Here is a 20,477-nt window from a genome sequence, read left to right on the forward strand (position 1 = left end):
ATCGGCCCCTCACCCGGCAGTGGACCGCGGCTGCGCGCGCAGCTCTGTGTGCGGCTAGGAGTCGGCGCGGCCGTCCCGCGCCCGCCAGCGGCCGAGCCGGTCGCCGGCCAGGGCAAGCGCAGCCGGGCCCGCCGTGGACGAGCGCAGGACATGCGGGCCGAGGAGCGCGAGCCGCGCGCCCGCGGCAGTGAAGCGGGCCAGCTCGTCGGGGGTGATCCCGCCCTCGGGCCCGACGACGAAGAGCACCTCGCCCTCGTCGCCCTCCTGGGCCGCAAACGTCTCGAGGACCGTGGACAGCGGCTCGACCGCATCTTCGTGGAGGACGACGGCGAGCCTCGCCGAGGCGATCCGCTCGGCCAGCCGCGCGCCGTCGTGCGCGGCCTCGACGGCGGGCACGACGGCGCGGCGCGCCTGCTTGGCCGCCGCCACCACGACGGAGCGCCACTTGGCGAGGGCCTTCTCACCGCGCTCGCCCTTCCACCGCACGATCGAGCGCTCGGCCTGCCACGGGATGACGGCGTCGACGCCGAGCTCGGTCGCCGCCTCGGCCGCGAGCTCGTCGCGGTCGCCCTTGGCGAGGGCCTGGACGAGCACGAACCGGAAGGGCGGCCGCGGCTCACGGGCGACCCGCTCGACGCCGACGGTCAGCGTCTGGCCTTCCGCCCCGGCGACGGTGCCGACGGCCCGGACGCCCGCGCCGTCGGCCAGGTCAACCCCTTCGCCCTTGGCGAGGCGCTTCGCGGCGACGGCGTGGCGGCCCTCAGGGCCTCCCACTTCGACGAGGTCTCCGGGCTGGATCCCGTCGAGCATTCCAGCCGGGACGTAGAAGAGGGGCCGGGACATCTCTAGAGGTTGCCCAGCTTGTCGCGCAGCTTGGCGAAGACTCCGCCGCTGGCGACGAGCTTGCCGTCGCCCACGTGCTCGCCCCGCAGCTTCGCGAACTGGCGCAGGAGCTCCTCCTGCTCGGCGTCGAGCTTGGTCGGCGTCTCGACACGGATGTGCACGAGCAGGTCGCCTCGGCCCGAGCTGCGGAGCCGGGCGACGCCCAGCCCGTGGAGGGTGACGACGTCACCGGACTGTGTGCCCGGGCGCAGAGTGATGGTCTGCTCGCCGTCGAAGGTCTCGAGGCTCAGCTCGGAGCCCAGGGCTGCAGCGGTCATCGGGACGCTGACGGTCGCGTTGAGCTGGTCGCCGTCGCGCGTGAACGTCGAGTGCGAGGCCACGCGGATCTCTACGTACAGGTCTCCCGAGGGGCCGCCAGCTGTCCCTGCCTCGCCCTGGCCGGCGAGCTGGATGCGGGTGCCGGTCGACACGCCCGCCGGGATCTTGACGGTGAGCGAGCGGCGGCTGCGGACGCGGCCCTCGCCGCCGCACTCGTTGCACGGGCTCGGGATCTCGGTGCCGAAGCCCTGGCAGGTGGGGCACGTGGCCAGTGTCATGACCTGGCCCAGGATCGAGCGGACGGGCCGCTGGATGTGGCCGCTGCCGCCGCACACGGTGCAGCGCACGGGTTCCGTGCCCGGCTCACAGCACGAGCCGTCGCAGCGCTCGCAGGTCACGGCCGTGTCCACCTCGAGCTTCTTGTTGACCCCGAAGACGGCGTCCTTGAGCTCGATCCGCACCGCGATCAGGGCGTCCTGGCCGCGCCGCACGCGCGAAGCCGGGCCGGCCTGCGCGCCGCCCCCGCCGAAGAACGTCTCGAAGATGTCCTGGAACGCGAAGCCGGAGCCGTTGTAGGCGCCGCCGAAGCCGTTGTCGGTGCCGTTCTCATTGCCGGTGGTGTCGTAGACGCGCCGCTTCTGCGGGTCCGACAGGACCTCGTAGGCGTGGGTCACCGCCTTGAACTGCTCTGAGGCCTCCTCGCCCGGGTTGATGTCCGGGTGGAGCCTGCGGGCCAGCTTCTTGTAGGCCTTCTTGATCTCCTCGGTGGTCGCGTCGGTCGGAACGCCGAGGGTTTCGTAATGGCTGCTCACGGTCTTCTTTCTCTAGCTTCCAGCGAGAATCTTGGAGAGGTACCGGGCGACGGCGCGGACCGCGGCCATGCTGGCCGGATAGTCCATGCGCGTCGGGCCGAGGATGCCCAGCTTGGGGCCGTCGTCCCCGCCGTACCCGGTGGCCACGACAGAGGTCTCGGCAAGGCCGTCGTAGGCGTTTTCGCGCCCGATGGTGACGGCGACCCCCCGGGGGTCGTTCGCCATCTCGGACAGCAGGCGGAGCAGGACGACCTGCTCCTCGAGGGCTTCGAGCACGGGCGAGATGCTCTGGAGGAAGTCGCTGTTCGACCTGGCCAGATAGGCCGTGCCCGCCATGACCATGCGGTCTTCACGGCTCGACTCGGCCAGGAGGGACAGGCCCCGCCCGAGCTCCGCCGCGAGCGACTGGTCCGCGGGGGCCAGCGACCCGACGACGCGGCCGAGGGCCTCGCCGAGTTTCACGACCGGGGCGCCGACCAGCCCCGCGAGGAGCTTCTCCCGCAGGGCCGCGAGCCGGTCGCGGTCCACCTCCTCGGAGACCGTGTGGACGCGCTGCTCCACGGTCCCGGTGTCTGCGATGAGCACGAGGAGGATCTGATGCGGTGCCATGAGCACCGCCTCCACGTGGCGCACCCGGGCCCGGCCGAGCTGGGGGTACTGCACGACGGCGACCTGGTTCGTCAGCTGCGACAGGAGGCGAACGGTACGCTCGAGCACGTCGTCGAGGTCGTCGGCGCCGTCGAGGAGGCCCTGGATCGCGTGCTTCTCCGCTGGGGAGAGGGGGCGCACGGCGGCGAGGTGGTCGACGAAGACGCGGTAGCCCTTGTCCGTCGGGACGCGTCCTGCGCTCGTGTGGGGAGCCGTGATGAGGCCGTCGTCCTCGAGTGCGGCCATGTCGTTGCGGATCGTCGCACTCGAGACGCCGAGCTTGTGGCGGTCGACGAGTGCCTTGGAGCCGACCGGCTCCCTGAAGTGCACATAGTCCTCCACGATGGCCCGCAGCACCTCGAGCTTGCGCGGCTCGCTCACATCCCACCTCCTGCTCGCATGGCCGGTTGCGTTAGCACTCTCTCAGAGCAAGTGCTAAGTCTATTATGCCCACGCACCGTTTCCGCACGGTCATGTGCCCCGCGCCACGCAAGGATGAGCGCACCGTCCGAGCGGCGGGGCCGTAGGATCCGACGGGTGGACCGACTCTCCTATGACAGCTGGGGCCCTGCAGACCTGAGCGCCCCCTCCCCACGCGGGCTGCCCACGGTCCCTGCCTCGGTCGGCCTCGTCCTCGAGGACGCCGAGAGCGGATGGGTGGGCGCCGTCACACGCATCGAGAAGTCCGGCGGGATGCACCTCATCACCCTCGAGGACCGGCGGGGCCGCTCACGGTCCTTCCAGCTGGGGTACGGCTTCCTTGTGGACGGCCGCCCGGTCCGGGTGGGCCCGCCGGCACCCCAGCGGACCGCGGCCCCTCCCGCCCGAACGGCCTCGGGGTCGGTCCGGGTCGAGGGCATGCGCGCACAGGTTGCCAAGGCCAGCCGCATCTGGGTCGAGGGCAAGCACGACGCCGAGCTCGTCGAGAAGGTCTGGGGAGACGACCTGCGCGTTGAGGGAATCGTCGTCGAGCCACTGCACGGTGTGGACGACCTCGCGGCCGCCATCGCGGACTTCGGGCCCGGCCCGGAACGCCGGCTGGGCATCCTCGTGGACCATCTGGTGGAGGGATCGAAGGAGTCCAGGATCGCAGCGGAGGCCATGCGGAGCCCCGGGGCGGCAGGGAACGTCCTCATCGTCGGCCACCCGTACGTGGACGTGTGGCAGGCCATCAAGCCCTCCACGCTGGGGATCCCTGCCTGGCCGGCGGTGCCGCGGGGCACCGACTGGAAGACCGGCATCCTTGCCGCCTTCGGCTGGCCCCGCAGCACGCCCGAGGACTTCGGGCTCGCGTGGCAGAAGCTGCTGGGCACCGTGCGCACCTACGCGGACCTTGAGCCCTCCCTGCTGGGACGCGTCGAAGAGGTGATCGACTTCCTGACCGCCTGAGCGCACAACCTTGGATATCCTTGGAATGCCCTCGGGCAGGCCGTCTGGTGCGGCCACCGCACGACGACACCGAACAGGCAGGGACATCCAGTGGCCGAGTACCCGCAGGACCGACGCGACGGAGAGAGCGAATACCACGGCGCGCCAGCCCGTGCCATGCCGCTCACGGCGGCTGAGGACCGCCAGTGGGCGACGCTCGCTCACTTCGGCGGGATCCTCGGGTGCCTGCCGTCACTGCTGATCTACCTGGTCTTCAGGGACCGCGGGCCCTTCACGGCCCAGGAGTCCAAGGAGGCGCTCAACTTCACGCTCCCGCCGACCGCCGCCGCCGTGGTCTGCAACATCCTGGCGCTCATCCCGGTGGTCGGGAACGTGTTCGCGGTCCTGGCGACGCTCGTGTGGATCGCGCTCACGGTCTTCTCCGTGATCGCCGGCATCCAAGTCAACCGCGGCCAGCCGTACCGCTACCGCTACAACCTCCGGCTCATCTCCTAGGAACCGCGGGCACGCGCCGGAACGACGGGGGCATGGTCTGATTCAGGCGAGAAGCCGGCGCACCACCGCGTCCGCGAGCAGGCGCCCGCGCAGCGTGAGCACAAGCCGCCCCCGGAGGGCCGCCGCACCCTCGACGAGCCCCTCGGCGATCAGGCCCGCAACCTCGGAGCGGCTCTCCGGCCCGAGCTCCGCCACAGGCAGGCCTGAGGCTAGCCGGATCTGCAGGAGGACCCGCTCGACGTGGCGCGTCTCGTCGTCGAGCGTCTCCCGGCCAGCCGCAGGGGAGGTTCCCTCGCCCAGCCGCGCGGCGTAGGCGGTGGGATGCTTGACGTTCCACCAGCGGACTCCGCCGACGTGGGAGTGGGCTCCCGGGCCGATCCCCCACCAGTCCCCGCCGTTCCAGTAGGCAAGGTTGTGCCGGCAGGCGTACCGCACCGATCCGGCATCCCCCCGGGCCCAGTTGCTCACCTCGTACCAGCTGAAGCCCGCGTCGGCGAGCACGGCGTCGGCGAGCTCGTACTTCTCGGCGTGGTCGTCGTCGTCGACGTCGAGGACCTGACCGCGGCGGATCTGCGCAGCGAGCTTCGTCCCCTCCTCGACGATGAGCGCATAGGCGCTCACGTGGTCGGGTTCGCAGGCAAGGGCCGCATCGAGTGACGCGCGCCAGTCATCGAGGCTCTCCCCCGGCGTGCCGTAGATGAGGTCCAGGCTCACGTCAAGGCCTGCCTCCCGCGCCCAGCGCACCGCCTCGGGCACGCGCGACGGCGTGTGGGTGCGGTCGAGGACCCGCAGCACGTGCGGGACGGCGGACTGCATCCCGAAGGACACCCGTGTGAAACCGGCCGCCGCGAGGGTCACGAGCGACTCCGGCGTGACCGAGTCCGGATTTGCCTCGGTCGTCACCTCGGCGCCGGGCTCGAGGCCCCACTCCTCCACGGCCGTCGTGAGGATCGTGGCGAGGTCCTCCGCCGGCAGGAGGGTGGGCGTTCCTCCGCCGAAGAAGACGGTCGACAGGGGACGACGCGGCACGCCGGAGGCGTCGAGGGCCGACGCCGCGAAGCGCACCTCGGACGCCGCGGTAGCGGCGTACGCGTCCTGCGAGGCTCCGCCGCCGAGCTCCTTCGCCGTGTACGTGTTGAAGTCGCAGTACCCACAGCGGACGGCGCAGAACGGGATGTGCGCGTAGAGCGAGAAGCCCCGCCCCGCGGCGCCGGCCGCAGCCTGCGGCGGCAGGGCGCCGTCGGCCGGCGCGGGGTCCCCGAGCGGCAGTGTGCTGGGCACTTACTTCTTCGCTCGATCCTTCGAGTCTTTCGACTCGTCCGTGGTGAGCGCCGCGATGAAGGCCTCCTGCGGGACCTCCACGCGCCCGACCATCTTCATGCGCTTCTTGCCTTCCTTCTGCTTCTCGAGCAGCTTGCGCTTACGGGTGATGTCGCCGCCGTAGCACTTGGCGAGGACGTCCTTCCGGATCGCGCGGATGTTCTCGCGGGCGATGATGCGCGAGCCGATCGCGGCCTGGATGGGGACCTCGAACTGCTGGCGCGGGATGAGCTCCCGGAGCTTCGCCGTCATCATCGTGCCGTACGAGTAGGCCTTGTCCCGGTGGGTGATGGCGCTGAAGGCGTCCACCTGCTCGCCCTGGAGGAGGATGTCGACCTTGACCAGGTCGGCGGCCTGCTCGCCGTCGGCCTTCCAGTCGAGCGACGCGTAGCCGCGGGTCTTGGACTTGAGCTGGTCGAAGAAGTCGAAGACGATCTCGGCGAGGGGGATCCAGTAGCGCAGTTCCACGCGGTCCTCGGACAGGTAGTCCATGGCCTTCATCTGGCCGCGGCGGCTCTGGCACAGCTCCATGATCGCGCCGACGAACTCGTTCGGGGCGAGGATCGTCGCGGAGACCATCGGCTCCCGCACCTCTTTGACCTTGCCGGTGGGGAACTCGCTCGGGTTCGTGACCGTGACGACCGACTTGTCCTCGAGCGTGACCTCGTAGATGACGTTGGGGGCGGTGGAGATCAGGTCGAGGTTGAACTCGCGCTCAAGGCGCTCCCGCACGATCTCGAGGTGCAGGAGGCCGAGGAAGCCGACGCGGAAGCCGAAGCCGAGGGCGGCCGAGGTCTCCGGCTCGTAGACGAGCGCGGCGTCGTTCAGCTTGAGCTTGTCCAGCGCGTCGCGCAGGTCCGGGTAATCCGACCCGTCGAGGGGGTACAGGCCCGAGAAGACCATCGGCTTGGGGTCCTGGTAGCCGCCGAGCGATTCCGCGGCGGGCTTGGACAGGTTGGTGATGGTGTCGCCGACCTTGGACTGGCGCACATCCTTCACGCCCGTGATGAGATAGCCGACCTCGCCCACGCCCAGGCCCTTCGACGGGATGGGCTCCGGGGAGATCACGCCGATCTCGAGCAGCTCGTGGCTGGCCTTCGTGGACATCATCTGGATGCGCTCGCGCGGGTTGAGCGAGCCGTCCACGACGCGGACGTAGGTCACGACGCCGCGGTACGTGTCGTACACCGAGTCGAAGATCATGGCCCGGGCGGGGGCCATCGCATCACCGACCGGTGCAGGGATGGCCGCCACGATGCGGTCCAGGAGCCCCTCGACGCCGACGCCGGTCTTCCCCGACACCTTCAGCACGTCTGCCGGATCCCCGCCAATGAGGTTCGCGAGTTCCTCCGCGTATTTCTCGGGCTGGGCTGCGGGGAGGTCGATCTTGTTCAGGACCGGGATGATCGTGAGGTCGTTCTCCATCGCGAGGTAGAGGTTCGCGAGCGTCTGCGCCTCGATCCCCTGCGCCGCGTCGACCAGGAGGACGGCTCCCTCGCAGGCAGCGAGCGAGCGGGAAACCTCATACGTGAAGTCGACGTGCCCAGGCGTGTCGATCATGTTCAGCGCGTAGGCGGTGCCGTCGACCTCCCAGGGCATGCGCACGGCCTGGGACTTGATGGTGATGCCGCGCTCGCGCTCGATGTCCATACGGTCCAGATACTGGGCCTTCATGTCCCGGGGCTGGACGACGCCCGTGAACTGCAGCATGCGGTCGGCAAGGGTCGACTTGCCGTGGTCGATGTGCGCAATGATGCAGAAGTTGCGGATGATCGACGGATCCGTCGCGGCAGGCACCGGGGCGGTGCGGGCCATGGGAGACACTGTGAACGGTCCTCACTTCGGGCGGGGAGTTGCTGACTTCCCAGTGTCCCATAGGCTGTGGCTGTGCTGCGCAGCCTTCTCCACCGTGCCCTGTCCGCGGTCCGCGCCGTCGCCCGTGGCGGCAGCCCGACCGGCTACGCCGGCGACTTCACCGGGACCGCGACGGTCGACTACCGCCCCAGCGCGGATGGCGCGCCGGACCCCGGCGAGATCGTCTGGACGTGGGTGCCCTATGAGGAGGACCACGGACAGGGAAAGGACCGGCCGGTGCTCATCGTTGCCCGGCGGCGAGGACTGCTGCTCGCGCTCATGCTCACGAGCAGGGACCGCGTGCCCGGCAACGGCCGGGAAGGCGACCCAGACTACGTGGACATCGGGGCAGGCCGCTGGGATCCACGGCGCCGTCCCAGCGAGGTCCGGCTCGACCGCGTCCTGCAGATCGATCCCCGGACGGTGCGGCGCGAAGGAGCAATCCTGGACCGCGCCCGGTTCGACCGCGTCGCGGACGGGCTGCGCCGCCACGGCTGGCGTTGACCGGTGCTCGGCCGCCTGTCCGTCTGGTAGCATTGTCTGCTGTGTGTCCGTGCAGGTCGGCGGGCACTGAAGACCGGCTGCCATAGGCATCCCCACGCCGCTCAGTCGATGGCCGGTCCGAAGCCCTCTAGACCCGTGTTGGCATCAACAAGAGAGTTTTCATAAGTGGCAAACATCAAGTCCCAGAAGAAGCGCATTCTCACCAACGAGAAGGCGCGTCAGCGCAACGTGGCGGTCAAGTCCGAGCTGAAGACGGCCATCCGCGCCGTCAACACCGCTGTCTCGGCTGCCGACAAGGACACCGCCGTTGCTGCTCTGGCCCACGCGAGCAAGAAGCTCGACAAGGCCGTGAGCAAGGGCGTCATCCACAAGAACCAGGCGGCCAACCGCAAGTCGGGCATCGCCAAGAAGGTCAGCTCGCTCTGAGCTGAGGTTCGCTTCCGGCCGGGGGCCGGCATCCTGACGAAGGATGCCGGCCCCCGGCTTTTTCCGTACCCGAACGACGGAGGCGGAAGCGGGAGTGGGCCGGCCAGCACCGCCCGCGCTCAGCGGGCCCGCGCGGCCGAGGCAACGATCCCGAGCGCCCGTTCGACGGCATAGGCCGGGTCCCGGGCGAGCCCCTTGACCTCGGCGTCGGCCTCGGCGATCGCCCTGATGGCTGCCGCGAGGCTCTGGGGCGTCCAGCCGCGGATGTCGCGCTGGGCCTGCTCGACGAGCCACGGCTGCATGCCGAGGTCACGCGCGACGGCCTGGGCCGAACCGCGCGCACCCGCGACGCGGGCGAGGGTTCGGAGCTTGGAGGCGATGGCCGCGACCATGGGAACAGGGTCGACGCCGGTCTCGAGGGCATGCCGGAACGCCGACAGGGCCCTCGCCCGGTCGCCTGCAAGGGCGGCGTCTGCGACCTTGAAGGCTGTCGCCTCGACGCGGCCCCCGTAGTACTTCTCGACGGTCGCGACGTCGATGGCAGCCGAGGCATCCAGCGTCAGCTGGGCGCAGGCTGCGGCAAGCTCGGCGAGGCTGCTGCCCACCGCGGCAACGAGCGCCTCGATCGCATCGCGCTCGATCCGGCGCCCGGATCCCTTGAACTCGGCCGCGACGAAGGATGCCTTGTCGCTGTCCTTCTTCAGGGGCTGGCAGTCGATGACAGGCGCTCCTGACGCGCGGACGGCGTCGAGGAGCTTCTTCCCGCGGGTTCCGCCTGCGTGGCGCAGGACGAGGACGACGTCCTGGTCCGGCGAGGCGGCATACGCGAGGCCGTCTTTGAGGAACTCCTCCGACATCGACTCGAGCCCGTGCACCTCCACGAGCTTCCTCTCGCCGAAGAGCGAGGGCGAGGCAGCAAGCAGCAGCTCGCCCCCTGCGTAGGAACCGGCATCCAGTCTGGTCACCTCCAGATCCGGACTGACGGCCCGCGCACTCGACCGGATGGCGTCCATGGCCCGCGCGGCGAGGTAGTCCTCCGGACCGGTCAGCAGGACGATCGGGGCGGGTGCGGCTTCACGCCAGCCGACGGTCCCCCCGCGACCCGAGCCTGCGGCGGGCCCGCGTCCAGTTGGCCGCTGCGTGCGGGAGGCGGCCATCACCGCCGCCTCCGCGAGCTCGCTGTCGCCATGAACACTGCACCCGTCCTCGTCACCCGTCAACTCTGCCACGACCGGGCCGCAGACCCAATCCGAGGATTCCGGCCAGACGGCGGACACGGGCCCACTGCACCAGGAGCAGCTCCACCGCCCACCGCACCAGTCCAGCTGCCCGCGCGCGTCCCGCGGGCACCATGGCAGTCCACAGCAGCAGGATGTTCAGCCCCGAGAACGCCGCCATCGCGGCCGCACCGGCGACGCCCTCCGGCCACGGCAGGGCTGCGCCCGGGACGGCGGCGAAACCCGAGGCAATGAGGGCGAGCAGTTGGGCGGCGGCCCCGCCAACGCCGGCAGCCGCGATCGCCAGTGGCTGGGCAGTACCCAGCGCCAGTGCCACCGTGCCAGCCACCGTGATCACCGGCACGAGCGGGGCGACCACGATGTTCGATATCAGGGACAGGCTCAGGAACGCGGGCTGGATCAGGACCGTGATTGGTCCGCATAGGAGCTGGGCCGAGAGCGGAACCGAGATCGACAGCGCCATCCACAGCGGCAGGCGCGCGGCCAGCACTGCGGAGAGCGGCGGCCCGAGCAGGACGATGCCGAGCGTGGCCATGACCGAGAGCAGGAAACCGAGGCTCGCCCCGAGCGGCGGGTCCGCGAGGACGAGGACGAGGACCGCCGCCGAGAGCGCCGAGCAACTGCGCCCCGCGCGCCCCGTGGCGAGCGCGACGAGACCTACGGCGCCCATCACGGCCGCCCGGAGGACGCTCGGCTCCGGCCCGACCACCAAGGCGAAGGCGAGGAGGACTGCGGCGCACCCGCTCAGCGCGGCCCAGCGCGGCGCCCTCAGCGCCCGGAGGGTCAGGAGGGCTGCGCCGAGCAGGATCGTGAAGTTGGCCCCGCTGACCGCCGTGAGGTGCCCGAGGCCGACCTCGCGCATCGCTGCCTCGAGTTCGAGCGGAAGCACGCTCGTGTCCCCGACGGTGATCCCGCTCAGGAGCCCTGCTGCCTCGGGCGACAGCCAGTCCGAGGAAGCGCGCAGGGCCGCCCGCGCCTCCGCAGCGGCACCGAGCGCTGCATCCGTGCCCAGGACCCGGGGGCGGCTGCTGATGCTCAGGAGCGCAGCCCCCGACGGCTCGCGGGCAGGTGTGACGGTTCCCGCCACACTAACCCGCTGCCCTGGACGGAGGCCTGAGAGGTCCTTGCCGCCTGCCAGCAGGATGCGTGCCGAGGAGGCGAATTCGACACCCTGCCCGGTGGCCCGCTCGAGGCGCGCGCCGGCGAGGAAGCGGTCTGCTGAACCGAACCGCCCGCCCTGCGCCTGCTGGCGCGGTTCCGCCGAGACCAGGACCACCGCCCTGGTCTGCCCGCCCACGGTCAGGAGCTCGCCTGCGGGGCCCGCACGCTCGGCCGCCGCGTGAGAGGCCGCCGCCGTCAGTCCCGCGACCAGGGCGAGTGCGGCGCAGCCGGGCAGGACGAGGGCGCGGGCCGCCCGCCGCGCACCGAGCAGCCCAGTCCCGGCGATGCCGGCCGCGACGACGAGCAGGACGATGACGACGCAGGCCATCCCTCCTCCCCACCCGGGGGCGCCGTCCAGATGCTGTCCGAGGAAGGGTGCCGCCGCCGCTCCCGCCCAGGCCGAACCACCGATCGGCACGAGCCTCAGGTCGCGGAACCGGCTCGTGGACTGCACGGGCGCCGGTTCGTCCGAGGACGCCCATAGCCGGGCCGTCCACTCCCGGAGGCAGCCGAGGCCGCCGGGGCGCTCGGCGGGCAGGTTGTGCGCCGCGACGCCTCGGGCCGCCGCAGTCCGGTAGCGATCCCACGCCGCGCCTCTCTCTGCCCCGCTCATCCGACGGTCACCAGGGGCAGGAGGGACTCGAGCATCTTGGGGCCCACTCCGTCGACCGCGTCGAGGTCCTCCGGCGAGCGGAAGCGGCCGTGGGCCGTCCGGTAGTCGATGATGCGCTGGGCGAGGACTGGGCCGACGCGCGGGAGCGTGCCGAGTTCCTGTGCGGTGGCCTGGTTGATGTTCACCTTCGCCGCAGGGGCGCTCGCGGCCCCGGAGCCCGCATGCGTGCCCGCTGCCGCGCCGGTTCCTGAGGCGGGCGCCGGGTCGGGTTCCTCGCCCGAGCGCGGCACCTGGAGCCGCGATCCGTCCTCGACGGGCGCCGCGAGATTGAGCCGGTGCGCGTCGGCATCCGGGAGCGCACCGCCGGCCGCCGCAATGGCCTCGTGGATGCGCGAGCCACGTGGCAGCCGGATCACGCCCGGCGATGCCACCGCGCCGGCCACGTGCACCACAAGATCGGAGTCCGTCGCCGCGGCCCCGACGGTTGGCCGTCCCGGAGCCGTGCGGTCCGCGGGGACCGGGCCGCCCGCCTCCGCTGCCTCCGCCGTGCCCGAGCCGACAGAGTGGACGGAGGGCGAAGCCGTCCGGGAGCTCCACCACCAGGCGCCCCCGGCCGCCGCCCCGATCGCGCACAGGAGCACGACGAGGCGCGCCGAGAGGAGGAGGCGGCGCCGGGGAAGAGCGCCTTCGCAGTCCTCGGGCTGGCTGTCGCGCTGCGGAGGGCCGTCCTCCGCGTCGCCCGCGGGAGGATCGGGGTCCGTCGGCTCGAGGAGTCCGGGCGTGGGCGGCAGGGCGCCCGGGAACAGCTCGTCCCAGCGGTGCCGGGCTCCGCCCCGCGCCGCTCGACGATCCCTCCCCGCCCGAGCCATGGGGCTACGGTTGCACGGTCGGCACCCGGTGGCGTCCCCGCGGCCGCCTATGTGGACAGGCCCCCGCGAACATGGGCTGTGGAGGACTAGTTGTCTCCGGCCGCTGGCGCATCCGCCGGGACGTCCTGCCCCCCGACCGCCGCCGGGGCGACGACCACGGCCAGGACCCCCAGCCCCGTGTGGGCGGCGAGGACGGCCGGCAGAGGCGACAGCACGACGTCGTCCGCCTCCTTCCCTACCGAGCGGGCGAGGGTCCGCGCGAACTCCTCGGCCTCGGGGCGGTTGCCGAAGTAATGCACCGCAACCTCGGCGGAATCCAAGGCCGAGACGGCGGACGCCGCGAGCTCCTCCAGCCGCTGGACGGCGCGGGCCGCGGTGCGCACCCGCTCGAGGGGGACGATGAGGCCCTCGCGGAGGGTCAGGAGGGGCTTGATCGACAGCATCGTTCCCACGAGCGACGCAGCTGCGCCGATGCGCCCGCCCCTGCGCAGCTGCTCGAGGCTCGGGACGTAGAAGAGGACCTCCGAACCGCCGAGGCGGGCCAGGGCGGCCGACTGCACCCCGTCGGCGTCGGCTCCCGCCTCAGCGGCACGGACTGCGTCCCGGACAGCGAACCCGAGTGCCATGGCTGCGGAGCGGGAATCGACGACCTCCACCGGGATGCCGACCCGCTGGGCGGCGAGCCGCGCGGCGTCGGCGGTGCCGGAGAGCTTCCCGGACAGGTGGAGCGACACGACAGCCTCGAACCCGGCGTCCTCGAACCCGCGGTACACCCGCTCGAACTGGCCCGGAGCGGGCCTCGAGGTGCGCACGGGCCGCCCAGCCGCGAGGGCGAGGCTGAGCGCGGTGTCGACGTCCGCCCCCTCGGTGAAGATCTCGTCCCCGGCCATCACGGGCAGGTCCACGACTGCGAAACACCCGAGCTGGAGGAAAGCATCGGTCCACTCCGGCGGCAGCGCGGCCGCGGAGTCGGTGACGACGGCGACCCGCGGCGCCGGGGTCGGCGCCGGTGCGGGCCCGGGGCGCAGCCGTTCCCAGCGCCGCCTCAGCCAGCCGAGGGCGTCGGGCCCCTGTCCGTCAGCCACTCGGCGCCGCAGATCAGGCCGGGACGATGTTGACCAGCTTCGGCGCGCGCACGATCACCGTGCGGATGCCGCGGCCGTCCAGGATGCGCTCGACGTTCGGCGACGCGAGCGCGAGCTCCCGCAGCTCGTCCTCGGAGATCCCCGGGGCCACCTCGAGCCGGTCGCGCACCTTGCCCTGGACCTGCACGACGGCGGTGACGGTCTCCTCGACGGTCAGCGCCGGGTCGTGCTGGGGCCACGCGGCGTTCGCGACGGAGGGCTCGTGGCCGAGCGCGGCCCACAGGTCCTCCGCGGTGTACGGGGCGAAGAGGCTGAGCATGATCGCGATCGCCTCGACAGCCTCGCGCACGGCGGGATCCGCACCGCCGGGGCCCGAGTCGATGGCCTTGCGGGTTGCGTTGACCAGCTCCATGGCCTTGGCCACGACAACGTTGAACTTCCGCGACTCGAGCAGTTCGGTCGCCTCGGCGAGGGTCCGGTGCGTCACCGCGCGGAGCGCGCGGTCGCCCTCGGCCGGATCGGTTCCGGGAGCGCTCGTGACGTCCTGGCCGAGCCGCCACGCACGGGCGAGGAACTTGGCGGAGCCCGACGGCGAGACGTCCGCCCAGTCGACGTCGTCCTCCGGCGGCGAGGCGAAGACCATGGTGAGGCGGACGGCGTCCACCCCGAACTGGTCGAGCTGCTCCCCGAGGTCGACGCCGTTCCCGAGCGACTTGCTCATGGCCTTGCCGCCGTTGAGGACCTGGCCCTGGTTCATGAGCGCGGCGAAGGGCTCGTCGAAGTCGATGAGTCCCATGTCCTTGATGACCTTGGTGAAGAACCGGCTGTACAGCAGGTGCAGGATCGCGTGCTCGACGCCGCCCACGTACTGGGCGACCGGCATCCAGTTCTTCGCGGCCTCGGGGTCGAACGGGCCCCCGGTGTACTGGGGCGAGAGGTACCGGAGGTAGTACCAGGACGAGTCGACGAACGTGTCCATCGTGTCCGTGTCCCGCTTCGCGGCCCCGCCGCAGGACGGGCACGTGACGTTGACCCAGCCCTCGGCGGCCGCGAGCGGGGACGTGCCCTTCGGCGCGAGCTGCTCGCCGCGGAGGTCGTCCGGCAGCCGGACCGGCAGCTGGTCGTCCGGGACGGGCACTTCGCCGCATTCGGCGCAGTGGATGATCGGGATGGGCGCGCCCCAGAAGCGCTGCCGGGAGAGCAGCCAGTCCCGCAGGCGGTAGTTGACGGTGCCCTCGCCCGTGCCGGCGTCGTTCACGATCTCGATCGCCTTGGCGATGCCCTCGGCCTTGCTGAGGCCGTCGAGGGGTCCCGAGTTGATGATCGTGCCTTCGCCGACGGTGGCCACTCCAGTGGCCGCCGGGTCCTCCTCGCCGGTGTCGAGGACGGGCCGGACGGGCAGGTCGAACGCCTTGGCGAAGTCGAGGTCGCGCTGGTCGTGGGCCGGCACAGCCATGATCGCGCCCGTGCCGTACTCGGCCAGGACGTAGTCCGCCGCCCACACGGGAAGCTTCTCGCCGCTGAGCGGGTTCACGGCGTAGCGGCCCAGGAACACGCCGGTCTTCTCGCGGTCGGTGTTCTGCCGCTCGATCTCGGACAGGTTCTTCACACGGTCCTGGTACTCGCCCAGGGCCTGTGCCTGTTCGGGCGCGACGAGGTCCCCGGCGAGCTCGGCGTCGGCCGCGACCACGAAGAAGGTCGCCCCGTAGAGCGTGTCGGGGCGGGTCGTGAAGACCGTGACCGTGCGCTCGGGACGGCTGTCCGTGGCCTCGACGGTGAAGTCGACGTGCGCGCCTTCGGAACGGCCGATCCAGTTGCGCTGCATCGCCAGGACGCGCTCGGGCCAGTGGCCCTCGAGCTCAGCCATGTCGTCGAGCAGGCGGTCGGCGTAGTCGGTGATCTTGAAGTACCACTGGTTCAGGGCCTTCTTGGTCACGGGGGTGCCGCAGCGCTCGCAGGCCCCGTTGACGACCTGCTCGTTGGCGAGCACGGTCTGGTCCTTCGGGCACCAGTTCACGGGGTGGTTCTTGCGGTACGCGAGGCCGCGCTCGTAGAACCGCAGGAACAGCCACTGGGTCCAGCGGTAGTACTCGGGGTCTGAGGTGTGGAGGCGGCGGGACCAGTCCAGGCTCAGGCCGTACCGCTTGAACGAGGCCGCCTGGGTGTCGATGTTCGCGTACGTCCACTCGGAGGGGTGCGCGTTGCGCTTGATGGCCGCGTTCTCCGCGGGCAGGCCGAAGGAGTCCCATCCGATCGGGTGCAGGACGTCGTAGCCCTTGAGCCGCCAGTAGCGCGCCACGACGTCGCCCATGGCGAAGGCCTCGGCATGGCCCATGTGGAGGTCCCCGGAGGGGTAGGGGAACATGTCGAGCACGTAGCGGCGCTCACGGCTGCCGTCGTCCTTGGGCGTGAACACGCCCAGCCTGTCCCACACCGCCGGCCACTTGGCCTCCATCGCGGCGAAGCTGTACGTACTCTCCGACTGCTCCGCGACCCGCTCTTCGCTCACCGTGCTTCTCTCCACTTGTCGTCCACTTCCTGCACCGCTCGGCTCCACACACACAAAAGCCCCTCGCACGGAGGGGCGGCCGCTCGCTGTCCCGGATGCCCCGGGGCGCAAGCGGCTAGCGAAGGAGGAGGATGCCACGCATGCGAATATGCTACCCCAGCACCTCCCCCGGGCCCGGCGCGCACGACGGCGACCACTCGCCGTCGTGCGCGGGTGCGGGCCGGCTGGACTACTTCACGTCCTCGTCGACCCAGTCCATCGACTTGGTGACGGCCTTCTTCCAGAGCCGCAGCTGGCGGTCGCGCTCGGCCGGATCCATCTGCGGGCTCCAGCGCTTGTCCTCGCCCCAGTTCGCGGCGCACTCGTCGAGGTCCTTCCAGAATCCCACGGCGAGCCCGGCCGCGTACGCCGCACCGAGCGCGGTCGTCTCGATGACCTTGGGCCGGACGACGTCCACGCCGAGGATGTCGGCCTGGAACTGCATGAGCGCGTCGTTGGCGACCATGCCGCCGTCGACCTTGAGCTCGGACAGCGGCACGCCGGCGTCCGCGTTGACGGCGTCGAGCACCCCACGGGTCTGGAACGCGGTCGCCTCCAGCGCGGCGCGGGCGATGTGGCCCTTGTTGGCGAACCGTGTGAGGCCGACTATGGTGCCGCGGGCGTCGGGGCGCCAGTAGGGCGCGAAGAGGCCCGAGAACGCGGGCACGATGTACACCCCGCCGTTGTCCTCGACGCTCCTGGCGAGGCTCTCGACCTCAGGCGCGGTGCGGATCATCCCCAGGTTGTCGCGCAGCCATTGCACGAGGGAGCCTGTCACGGCGATCGACCCCTCGAGGGCGTAGTGGGGCGCCGCGTCGCCGAGCCTGTAGCCGACCGTGGTGAGGAGGCCGTTCTTCGAATGGACGATCTCCTCGCCGGTGTTGAAGATGAGGAAGCTGCCCGTGCCGTAGGTGCTCTTGGCCTCGCCGGCAGCGAACGCTGCCTGCCCGAACGTCGCGGCCTGCTGGTCGCCCAGGATGCCGGCGATGGGGACTTCGCGCAGCAGCTGGGAGCTGTGGACTGTGCCGTAGACCTCGGAGGAGGACTTGATCTCCGGCATCATCGACGCGGGCACCCCGAAGATGTCGAGGATCTCCTTGTCCCAGGAGAGCTTCTCGAGGTCCATGAACAGGGTGCGGGAGGCGTTCGTGACATCTGTCGCGTGCACCCCGCCGTGCGCGCCGCCCGTGAGGTTCCACAGCACCCAGGCGTCGGTGTTGCCGAAGAGGAGGTCTCCCCTCTCGGCTCGCTCCCGGGCGCCGTCGACGTTGTCGAGGATCCACTTGATCTTGGTGCCTGAGAAGTACGTGGCGAGCGGGAGTCCCACGGTCGCCTTGAAGCGGTCGACGCCGCCCTCGGCCGCGAGCTGGTCGACGATCGCCTGCGTGCGGGTGTCCTGCCAGACGATGGCGTTGTAGACGGGCTTGCCCGTGTGCCTGTCCCAGACGACCGCGGTCTCCCGCTGGTTGGTGATGCCCACGGCAGCGATGTCGTGCCGGGTGAGGTTGGCCTTCGAGAGGGCCTGCCCGATGACCTCGCGTGTGTTGTCCCAGATCTCGGTGGGATCGTGTTCGACCCAGCCGGCCTGGGGGAAGATCTGCTCGTGCTCGAGCTGGCCGGTGGAGACGATCGATCCGGAGTGGTCGAACACGATGGCCCGCGTGCTCGTGGTGCCCTGGTCGATCGAGATGACGTACTGCGGGGTGTCGGTCTGCTCAGACATTCATTGCTCCTTTGGATGAGGGTCTGACGTGGAGGGGTGAAGGTGTTCCGGCTGCCTCAGGAGGCAATCGAGGTGAAGAGGTCGGGCACGGCGCGTGCGAAGAGGCCGGCGAGCGCGCCGCCGAGGAGGGGGCCGACGACGGGGATCCACGCGTACGCCCAGTCGCTGCTCCCCTTGCCGCGGATGGGCAGCACGGCGTGGGCGATGCGCGGGCCGAGGTCGCGGGCGGGGTTGATCGCGTAGCCGGTCGGGCCGCCGAGGGAGGCTCCGATGCCGACCACCAGGAGGGCGACGGCGAGCGGCCCCAGACCCGAGGGGGTGCCTCCAAAGGCGAGGATCACCTCGACCAGCACGAAGGTTCCGATCACCTCGCTGACGAGGTTCCAGCCGCTGCTGCGGACAGCCGGGACGGTGGAGAAGGTTCCGAGCGTGTTGGCGGGGTCGTCCTCATGGTCGAAGTGTGGCTTGTAGGCGAGCCAGCACACAACAGCCCCGAGGAATGCGCCGACCAGCTCCCCGGCGATGTAGGTGAGCGTCGAGGTGACGTCGACGGGGACGCCTGGCGCGTATTCGGACTTGCCGGTGAGCAGGAGGCCGAGGGTGACGGCTGGGTTGAGGTGGGCACCCGAGCGTGCGGCGACGTAGACACCGGCGAACACGGCGATGCCCCAGCCCCACGTGACCATGAGGAAGCCGCCGGCGTTGCCTTTGGTTCCCTTGAGCGCCACGTTGGCGACCACGCCGCAGCCGAGCAGCGTGAGCATGCCGGTGCCCAGGACTTCGGACAGGAAGACCAGTCCCAGAGACATCATTGACTCCTTGAGGTGGTGGTTCGGATGGGGTGTCAGACGAGTCAGACGAGTCAGACGAGTCAGACGAGTCAGACAAGTCAGACAAGTCAGACAAGAAGGTGGGCGACGTGGACCCGGTGCCGCTCCGCGAGCGTGGCGACGGCGCGCTGGGCTTCGCGGCGGGTCTGCTGGTCGTCCCAGCCCAGCGGCCCTGCGAGATGGGCTGCGACCTCCTCGACCAGCTCGCCGGTGACAAGACCGCGGAAGGCCAGGGACGTCCGGCGGATGAGGACGTCCTCGACGTGGGCGACCTGCTCGCGCTCCGCCATCCACAGCAGCTCGCGCGCGCTGAGCTCGCGCGTGCTGTGCAGGGCCTGGTCGGCGCCGGCCCTGAGGAAGTCGACGACCTCCGCGGCGCGGGTTCCGTAGCGGGTCAGCAGGACCTCGGCCCGCGCGCGGTCCAGCCCCCGTGCCGTCTGGGCTGCGAGCCAGCGCTCGACCCCCTCCGGCGTGGACGGGTAGTCCCGGCCGCCACCGATCGGCAGGTCCTCCGTGGTGGTCCTGCGGGCGGTGCCGAGCAGGCCCATTACCTCGTCGGCGAGGTGTGCGGACAAGGCCCGGAAGGTGGTCCACTTCCCGCCCACGAGGCTCAGCGCGGGCTGGGTTCCGCCGGGCAGCTGAGACCGTTCGATGCGGTAGTCCCGCGAGACGAATCCCGGTGCGGTGTCGTCGTGGCGGGGCAGCGGGCGAACGCCGGAGAAGGTGTAGACGATGTCTGACCGGTCCACGGTGAGTGCAGGGAACACGTGGCGGATGAGGTCGAAGAAGTAGTCGATCTCTGCATCCGTGCAGGTCGGGTCGAGGTCGTCGCCGGCGTCGATGTCGGTGGTGCCGACGAGCACCCGGTCGCCCATGGGGTAGATGAGCACGATCCGCCCGTCGCTGTGCTCGAAGAAGATCTCCCGGCCAGCGCAGGCGGCGATCAGTCCGGGGTGGTCCAGGACGATGTGCGAGCCCTTCGTCCCGCCCATGAAGCGCGTCGAGGCGCCGAAGGCGCTGTTGGTGCGGTCGACCCAGGCGCCGGTGGTGTTGACTACCACGTCGGCGGAGAACGGGAACTCCTCACCGGTCAGCTCGTCGCGGAGCAGGACCGCGCCGTCGGACACGCCCACCGCCGAGGTGTAATTGGCGGCCCTCGCGTGCAGGCCGGCGGCGAGGCCGTCGCCGAGGACGTCGAGGGTGAGCCGCTCGGGGTTGTGCACCGAGGCGTCGAAATAGGTCGCGGTGTACTTCACGTCGCCACGCAGGCCGGGAAGCTCGGCAAGGGCCCTCTTGCGCCCCAGGAAACGGTGCCGCGGGACCGCCCGTCCGCCCCGGGAGAAGGCGTCGTAGAGGCTCAGCCCGAGCCTGATCAGGACGGCGCCCCGGGCACGTGGCTTGCCAGAGCGATGCGTGAGGAACCGAAGAGGTGCATTGAGGACCCCGGAGAATGTGCTGAAGACCGGGATGGTGGTCTCCAGCGGCTTGACGTAGTGCGGCGCGATGCGGAGCAGCCGGTTCCGTTCGACCACTGATTCCCGGACCAGGCGGAACTCGCCGTTCTCGAGGTAGCGGATGCCTCCGTGGATCATGTGGGACGACGCTCCTGAGGCGCCGTGGCAGTAGTCCCCGCGCTCGACCAGGGCGACGTCCACGCCCTGCAGCGCGAGGTCCCGGAAGGTCCCGACGCCGTTGATGCCGCCCCCGATGATGAGGACGCTCGCCCGCGGCGAGGCCTTGAGCGAAGCCCTCGCCGACGATGGGGTGCGGAGGTTGGTGGTCTGCTCGTTCATGGTTGCCT

17 protein-coding genes are annotated in these 20,477 nt (G+C 71.0%); 4 read left to right on the forward strand and 13 right to left on the reverse strand.

What is annotated here, in order from left to right:
• Positions 1 to 54 precede the first annotated feature (54 nt).
• The 3 genes from ABD298_RS02840 to hrcA are packed head-to-tail and all read right to left on the reverse strand — an operon-like array spanning position 55 to position 3,002.
• A complete protein-coding gene (locus ABD298_RS02840; RefSeq protein WP_344298192.1) occupies positions 55 to 843 on the reverse strand; it encodes a 16S rRNA (uracil(1498)-N(3))-methyltransferase in 789 nt (262 codons plus the stop codon).
• A 2-nt stretch (positions 844 to 845) separates the two neighbouring features.
• The gene (gene dnaJ / locus ABD298_RS02845; RefSeq protein ID WP_344298193.1) at positions 846 to 1,973 is read right to left on the reverse strand and encodes a molecular chaperone DnaJ; all 1,128 of its coding nucleotides are present in this window, start codon (positions 1,971 to 1,973) and stop codon (positions 846 to 848) included.
• A gap of 12 nt (positions 1,974 to 1,985) precedes the next feature.
• Positions 1,986 to 3,002: a heat-inducible transcriptional repressor HrcA gene (gene hrcA, locus ABD298_RS02850; protein ID WP_344298194.1), complete on the reverse strand. Its 1,017-nt coding sequence runs from the start codon at positions 3,000 to 3,002 to the stop codon at positions 1,986 to 1,988.
• A gap of 156 nt (positions 3,003 to 3,158) precedes the next feature.
• On the opposite strand from hrcA, the gene ABD298_RS02855 reads away from it, so the two are divergent.
• Both ABD298_RS02855 and ABD298_RS02860 read left to right on the forward strand, forming a co-directional pair.
• Complete coding sequence (locus ABD298_RS02855) at positions 3,159 to 4,010, forward strand: DUF3097 domain-containing protein (RefSeq protein WP_344298195.1); 852 nt, start codon at positions 3,159 to 3,161, stop codon at positions 4,008 to 4,010.
• Positions 4,011 to 4,100: 90 nt separating this feature from the next.
• Complete coding sequence (locus ABD298_RS02860) at positions 4,101 to 4,505, forward strand: DUF4870 domain-containing protein (RefSeq protein ID WP_208712604.1); 405 nt, start codon at positions 4,101 to 4,103, stop codon at positions 4,503 to 4,505.
• A 42-nt stretch (positions 4,506 to 4,547) separates the two neighbouring features.
• Here the strand turns inward: ABD298_RS02860 and hemW are convergent, their stop codons facing one another.
• Together hemW and lepA are read right to left on the reverse strand one after the other, a co-directional pair.
• The gene (gene hemW, locus ABD298_RS02865) at positions 4,548 to 5,786 is read right to left on the reverse strand and encodes a radical SAM family heme chaperone HemW (protein WP_344298196.1); all 1,239 of its coding nucleotides are present in this window, start codon (positions 5,784 to 5,786) and stop codon (positions 4,548 to 4,550) included.
• A complete protein-coding gene (gene lepA, locus ABD298_RS02870) occupies positions 5,787 to 7,649 on the reverse strand; it encodes a translation elongation factor 4 (RefSeq protein ID WP_344298197.1) in 1,863 nt (620 codons plus the stop codon).
• A gap of 66 nt (positions 7,650 to 7,715) precedes the next feature.
• Here lepA and ABD298_RS02875 point away from each other — a divergent pair, with 66 nt between their 5' ends.
• Positions 7,716 to 8,183, forward strand: coding sequence for a type II toxin-antitoxin system PemK/MazF family toxin (locus ABD298_RS02875; RefSeq protein WP_425564341.1), 468 nt, complete (start codon positions 7,716 to 7,718; stop codon positions 8,181 to 8,183).
• Positions 8,184 to 8,348: 165 nt separating this feature from the next.
• Complete coding sequence (rpsT, locus tag ABD298_RS02880) at positions 8,349 to 8,609, forward strand: 30S ribosomal protein S20 (RefSeq protein WP_344298199.1); 261 nt, start codon at positions 8,349 to 8,351, stop codon at positions 8,607 to 8,609.
• Between the two features lie 119 nt (positions 8,610 to 8,728).
• Here rpsT and holA read toward each other — a convergent pair whose 3' ends face one another.
• The 8 genes from holA to ABD298_RS02920 all read right to left on the reverse strand — a co-directional run bounded on the left by holA (position 8,729) and on the right by ABD298_RS02920 (position 20,469).
• Entirely contained in the window at positions 8,729 to 9,766 is a 1,038-nt protein-coding gene (gene holA / locus ABD298_RS02885; RefSeq protein ID WP_344298200.1) for a DNA polymerase III subunit delta, read from the reverse strand.
• Between the two features lie 52 nt (positions 9,767 to 9,818).
• Positions 9,819 to 11,621, reverse strand: coding sequence for a ComEC/Rec2 family competence protein (locus ABD298_RS02890; RefSeq protein ID WP_344298201.1), 1,803 nt, complete (start codon positions 11,619 to 11,621; stop codon positions 9,819 to 9,821).
• Complete coding sequence (locus ABD298_RS02895) at positions 11,618 to 12,490, reverse strand: ComEA family DNA-binding protein (RefSeq protein WP_344298202.1); 873 nt, start codon at positions 12,488 to 12,490, stop codon at positions 11,618 to 11,620. The genes ABD298_RS02890 and ABD298_RS02895 overlap by 4 nt, the downstream gene beginning before the upstream one ends.
• Positions 12,491 to 12,576: 86 nt before the next feature.
• Positions 12,577 to 13,575 carry a DegV family protein gene (locus ABD298_RS02900; protein WP_344298203.1) on the reverse strand — a complete coding sequence of 333 codons (999 nt, stop codon included), beginning with the start codon at positions 13,573 to 13,575 and terminating at the stop codon, positions 12,577 to 12,579.
• A gap of 13 nt (positions 13,576 to 13,588) precedes the next feature.
• Positions 13,589 to 16,099 (reverse strand): leucine--tRNA ligase, encoded by a 2,511-nt coding sequence (gene leuS, locus ABD298_RS02905; protein ID WP_425564285.1) that lies wholly within the window; start codon positions 16,097 to 16,099, stop codon positions 13,589 to 13,591.
• A 214-nt stretch (positions 16,100 to 16,313) separates the two neighbouring features.
• Entirely contained in the window at positions 16,314 to 17,846 is a 1,533-nt protein-coding gene (gene glpK, locus ABD298_RS02910; RefSeq protein ID WP_344298205.1) for a glycerol kinase GlpK, read from the reverse strand.
• A 56-nt stretch (positions 17,847 to 17,902) separates the two neighbouring features.
• Positions 17,903 to 18,655 (reverse strand): MIP/aquaporin family protein, encoded by a 753-nt coding sequence (locus tag ABD298_RS02915; RefSeq protein ID WP_344298206.1) that lies wholly within the window; start codon positions 18,653 to 18,655, stop codon positions 17,903 to 17,905.
• A gap of 89 nt (positions 18,656 to 18,744) precedes the next feature.
• On the reverse strand, positions 18,745 to 20,469 hold the full coding sequence (locus ABD298_RS02920; RefSeq protein ID WP_344298207.1) for a glycerol-3-phosphate dehydrogenase/oxidase: 1,725 nt from the start codon (positions 20,467 to 20,469) through the stop codon (positions 18,745 to 18,747).
• Between the last annotated feature and the right edge of the window lie 8 nt (positions 20,470 to 20,477).

Source organism: Sinomonas flava, assembly GCF_039531875.1.
Taxonomy (GTDB): domain Bacteria; phylum Actinomycetota; class Actinomycetes; order Actinomycetales; family Micrococcaceae; genus Sinomonas; species Sinomonas flava.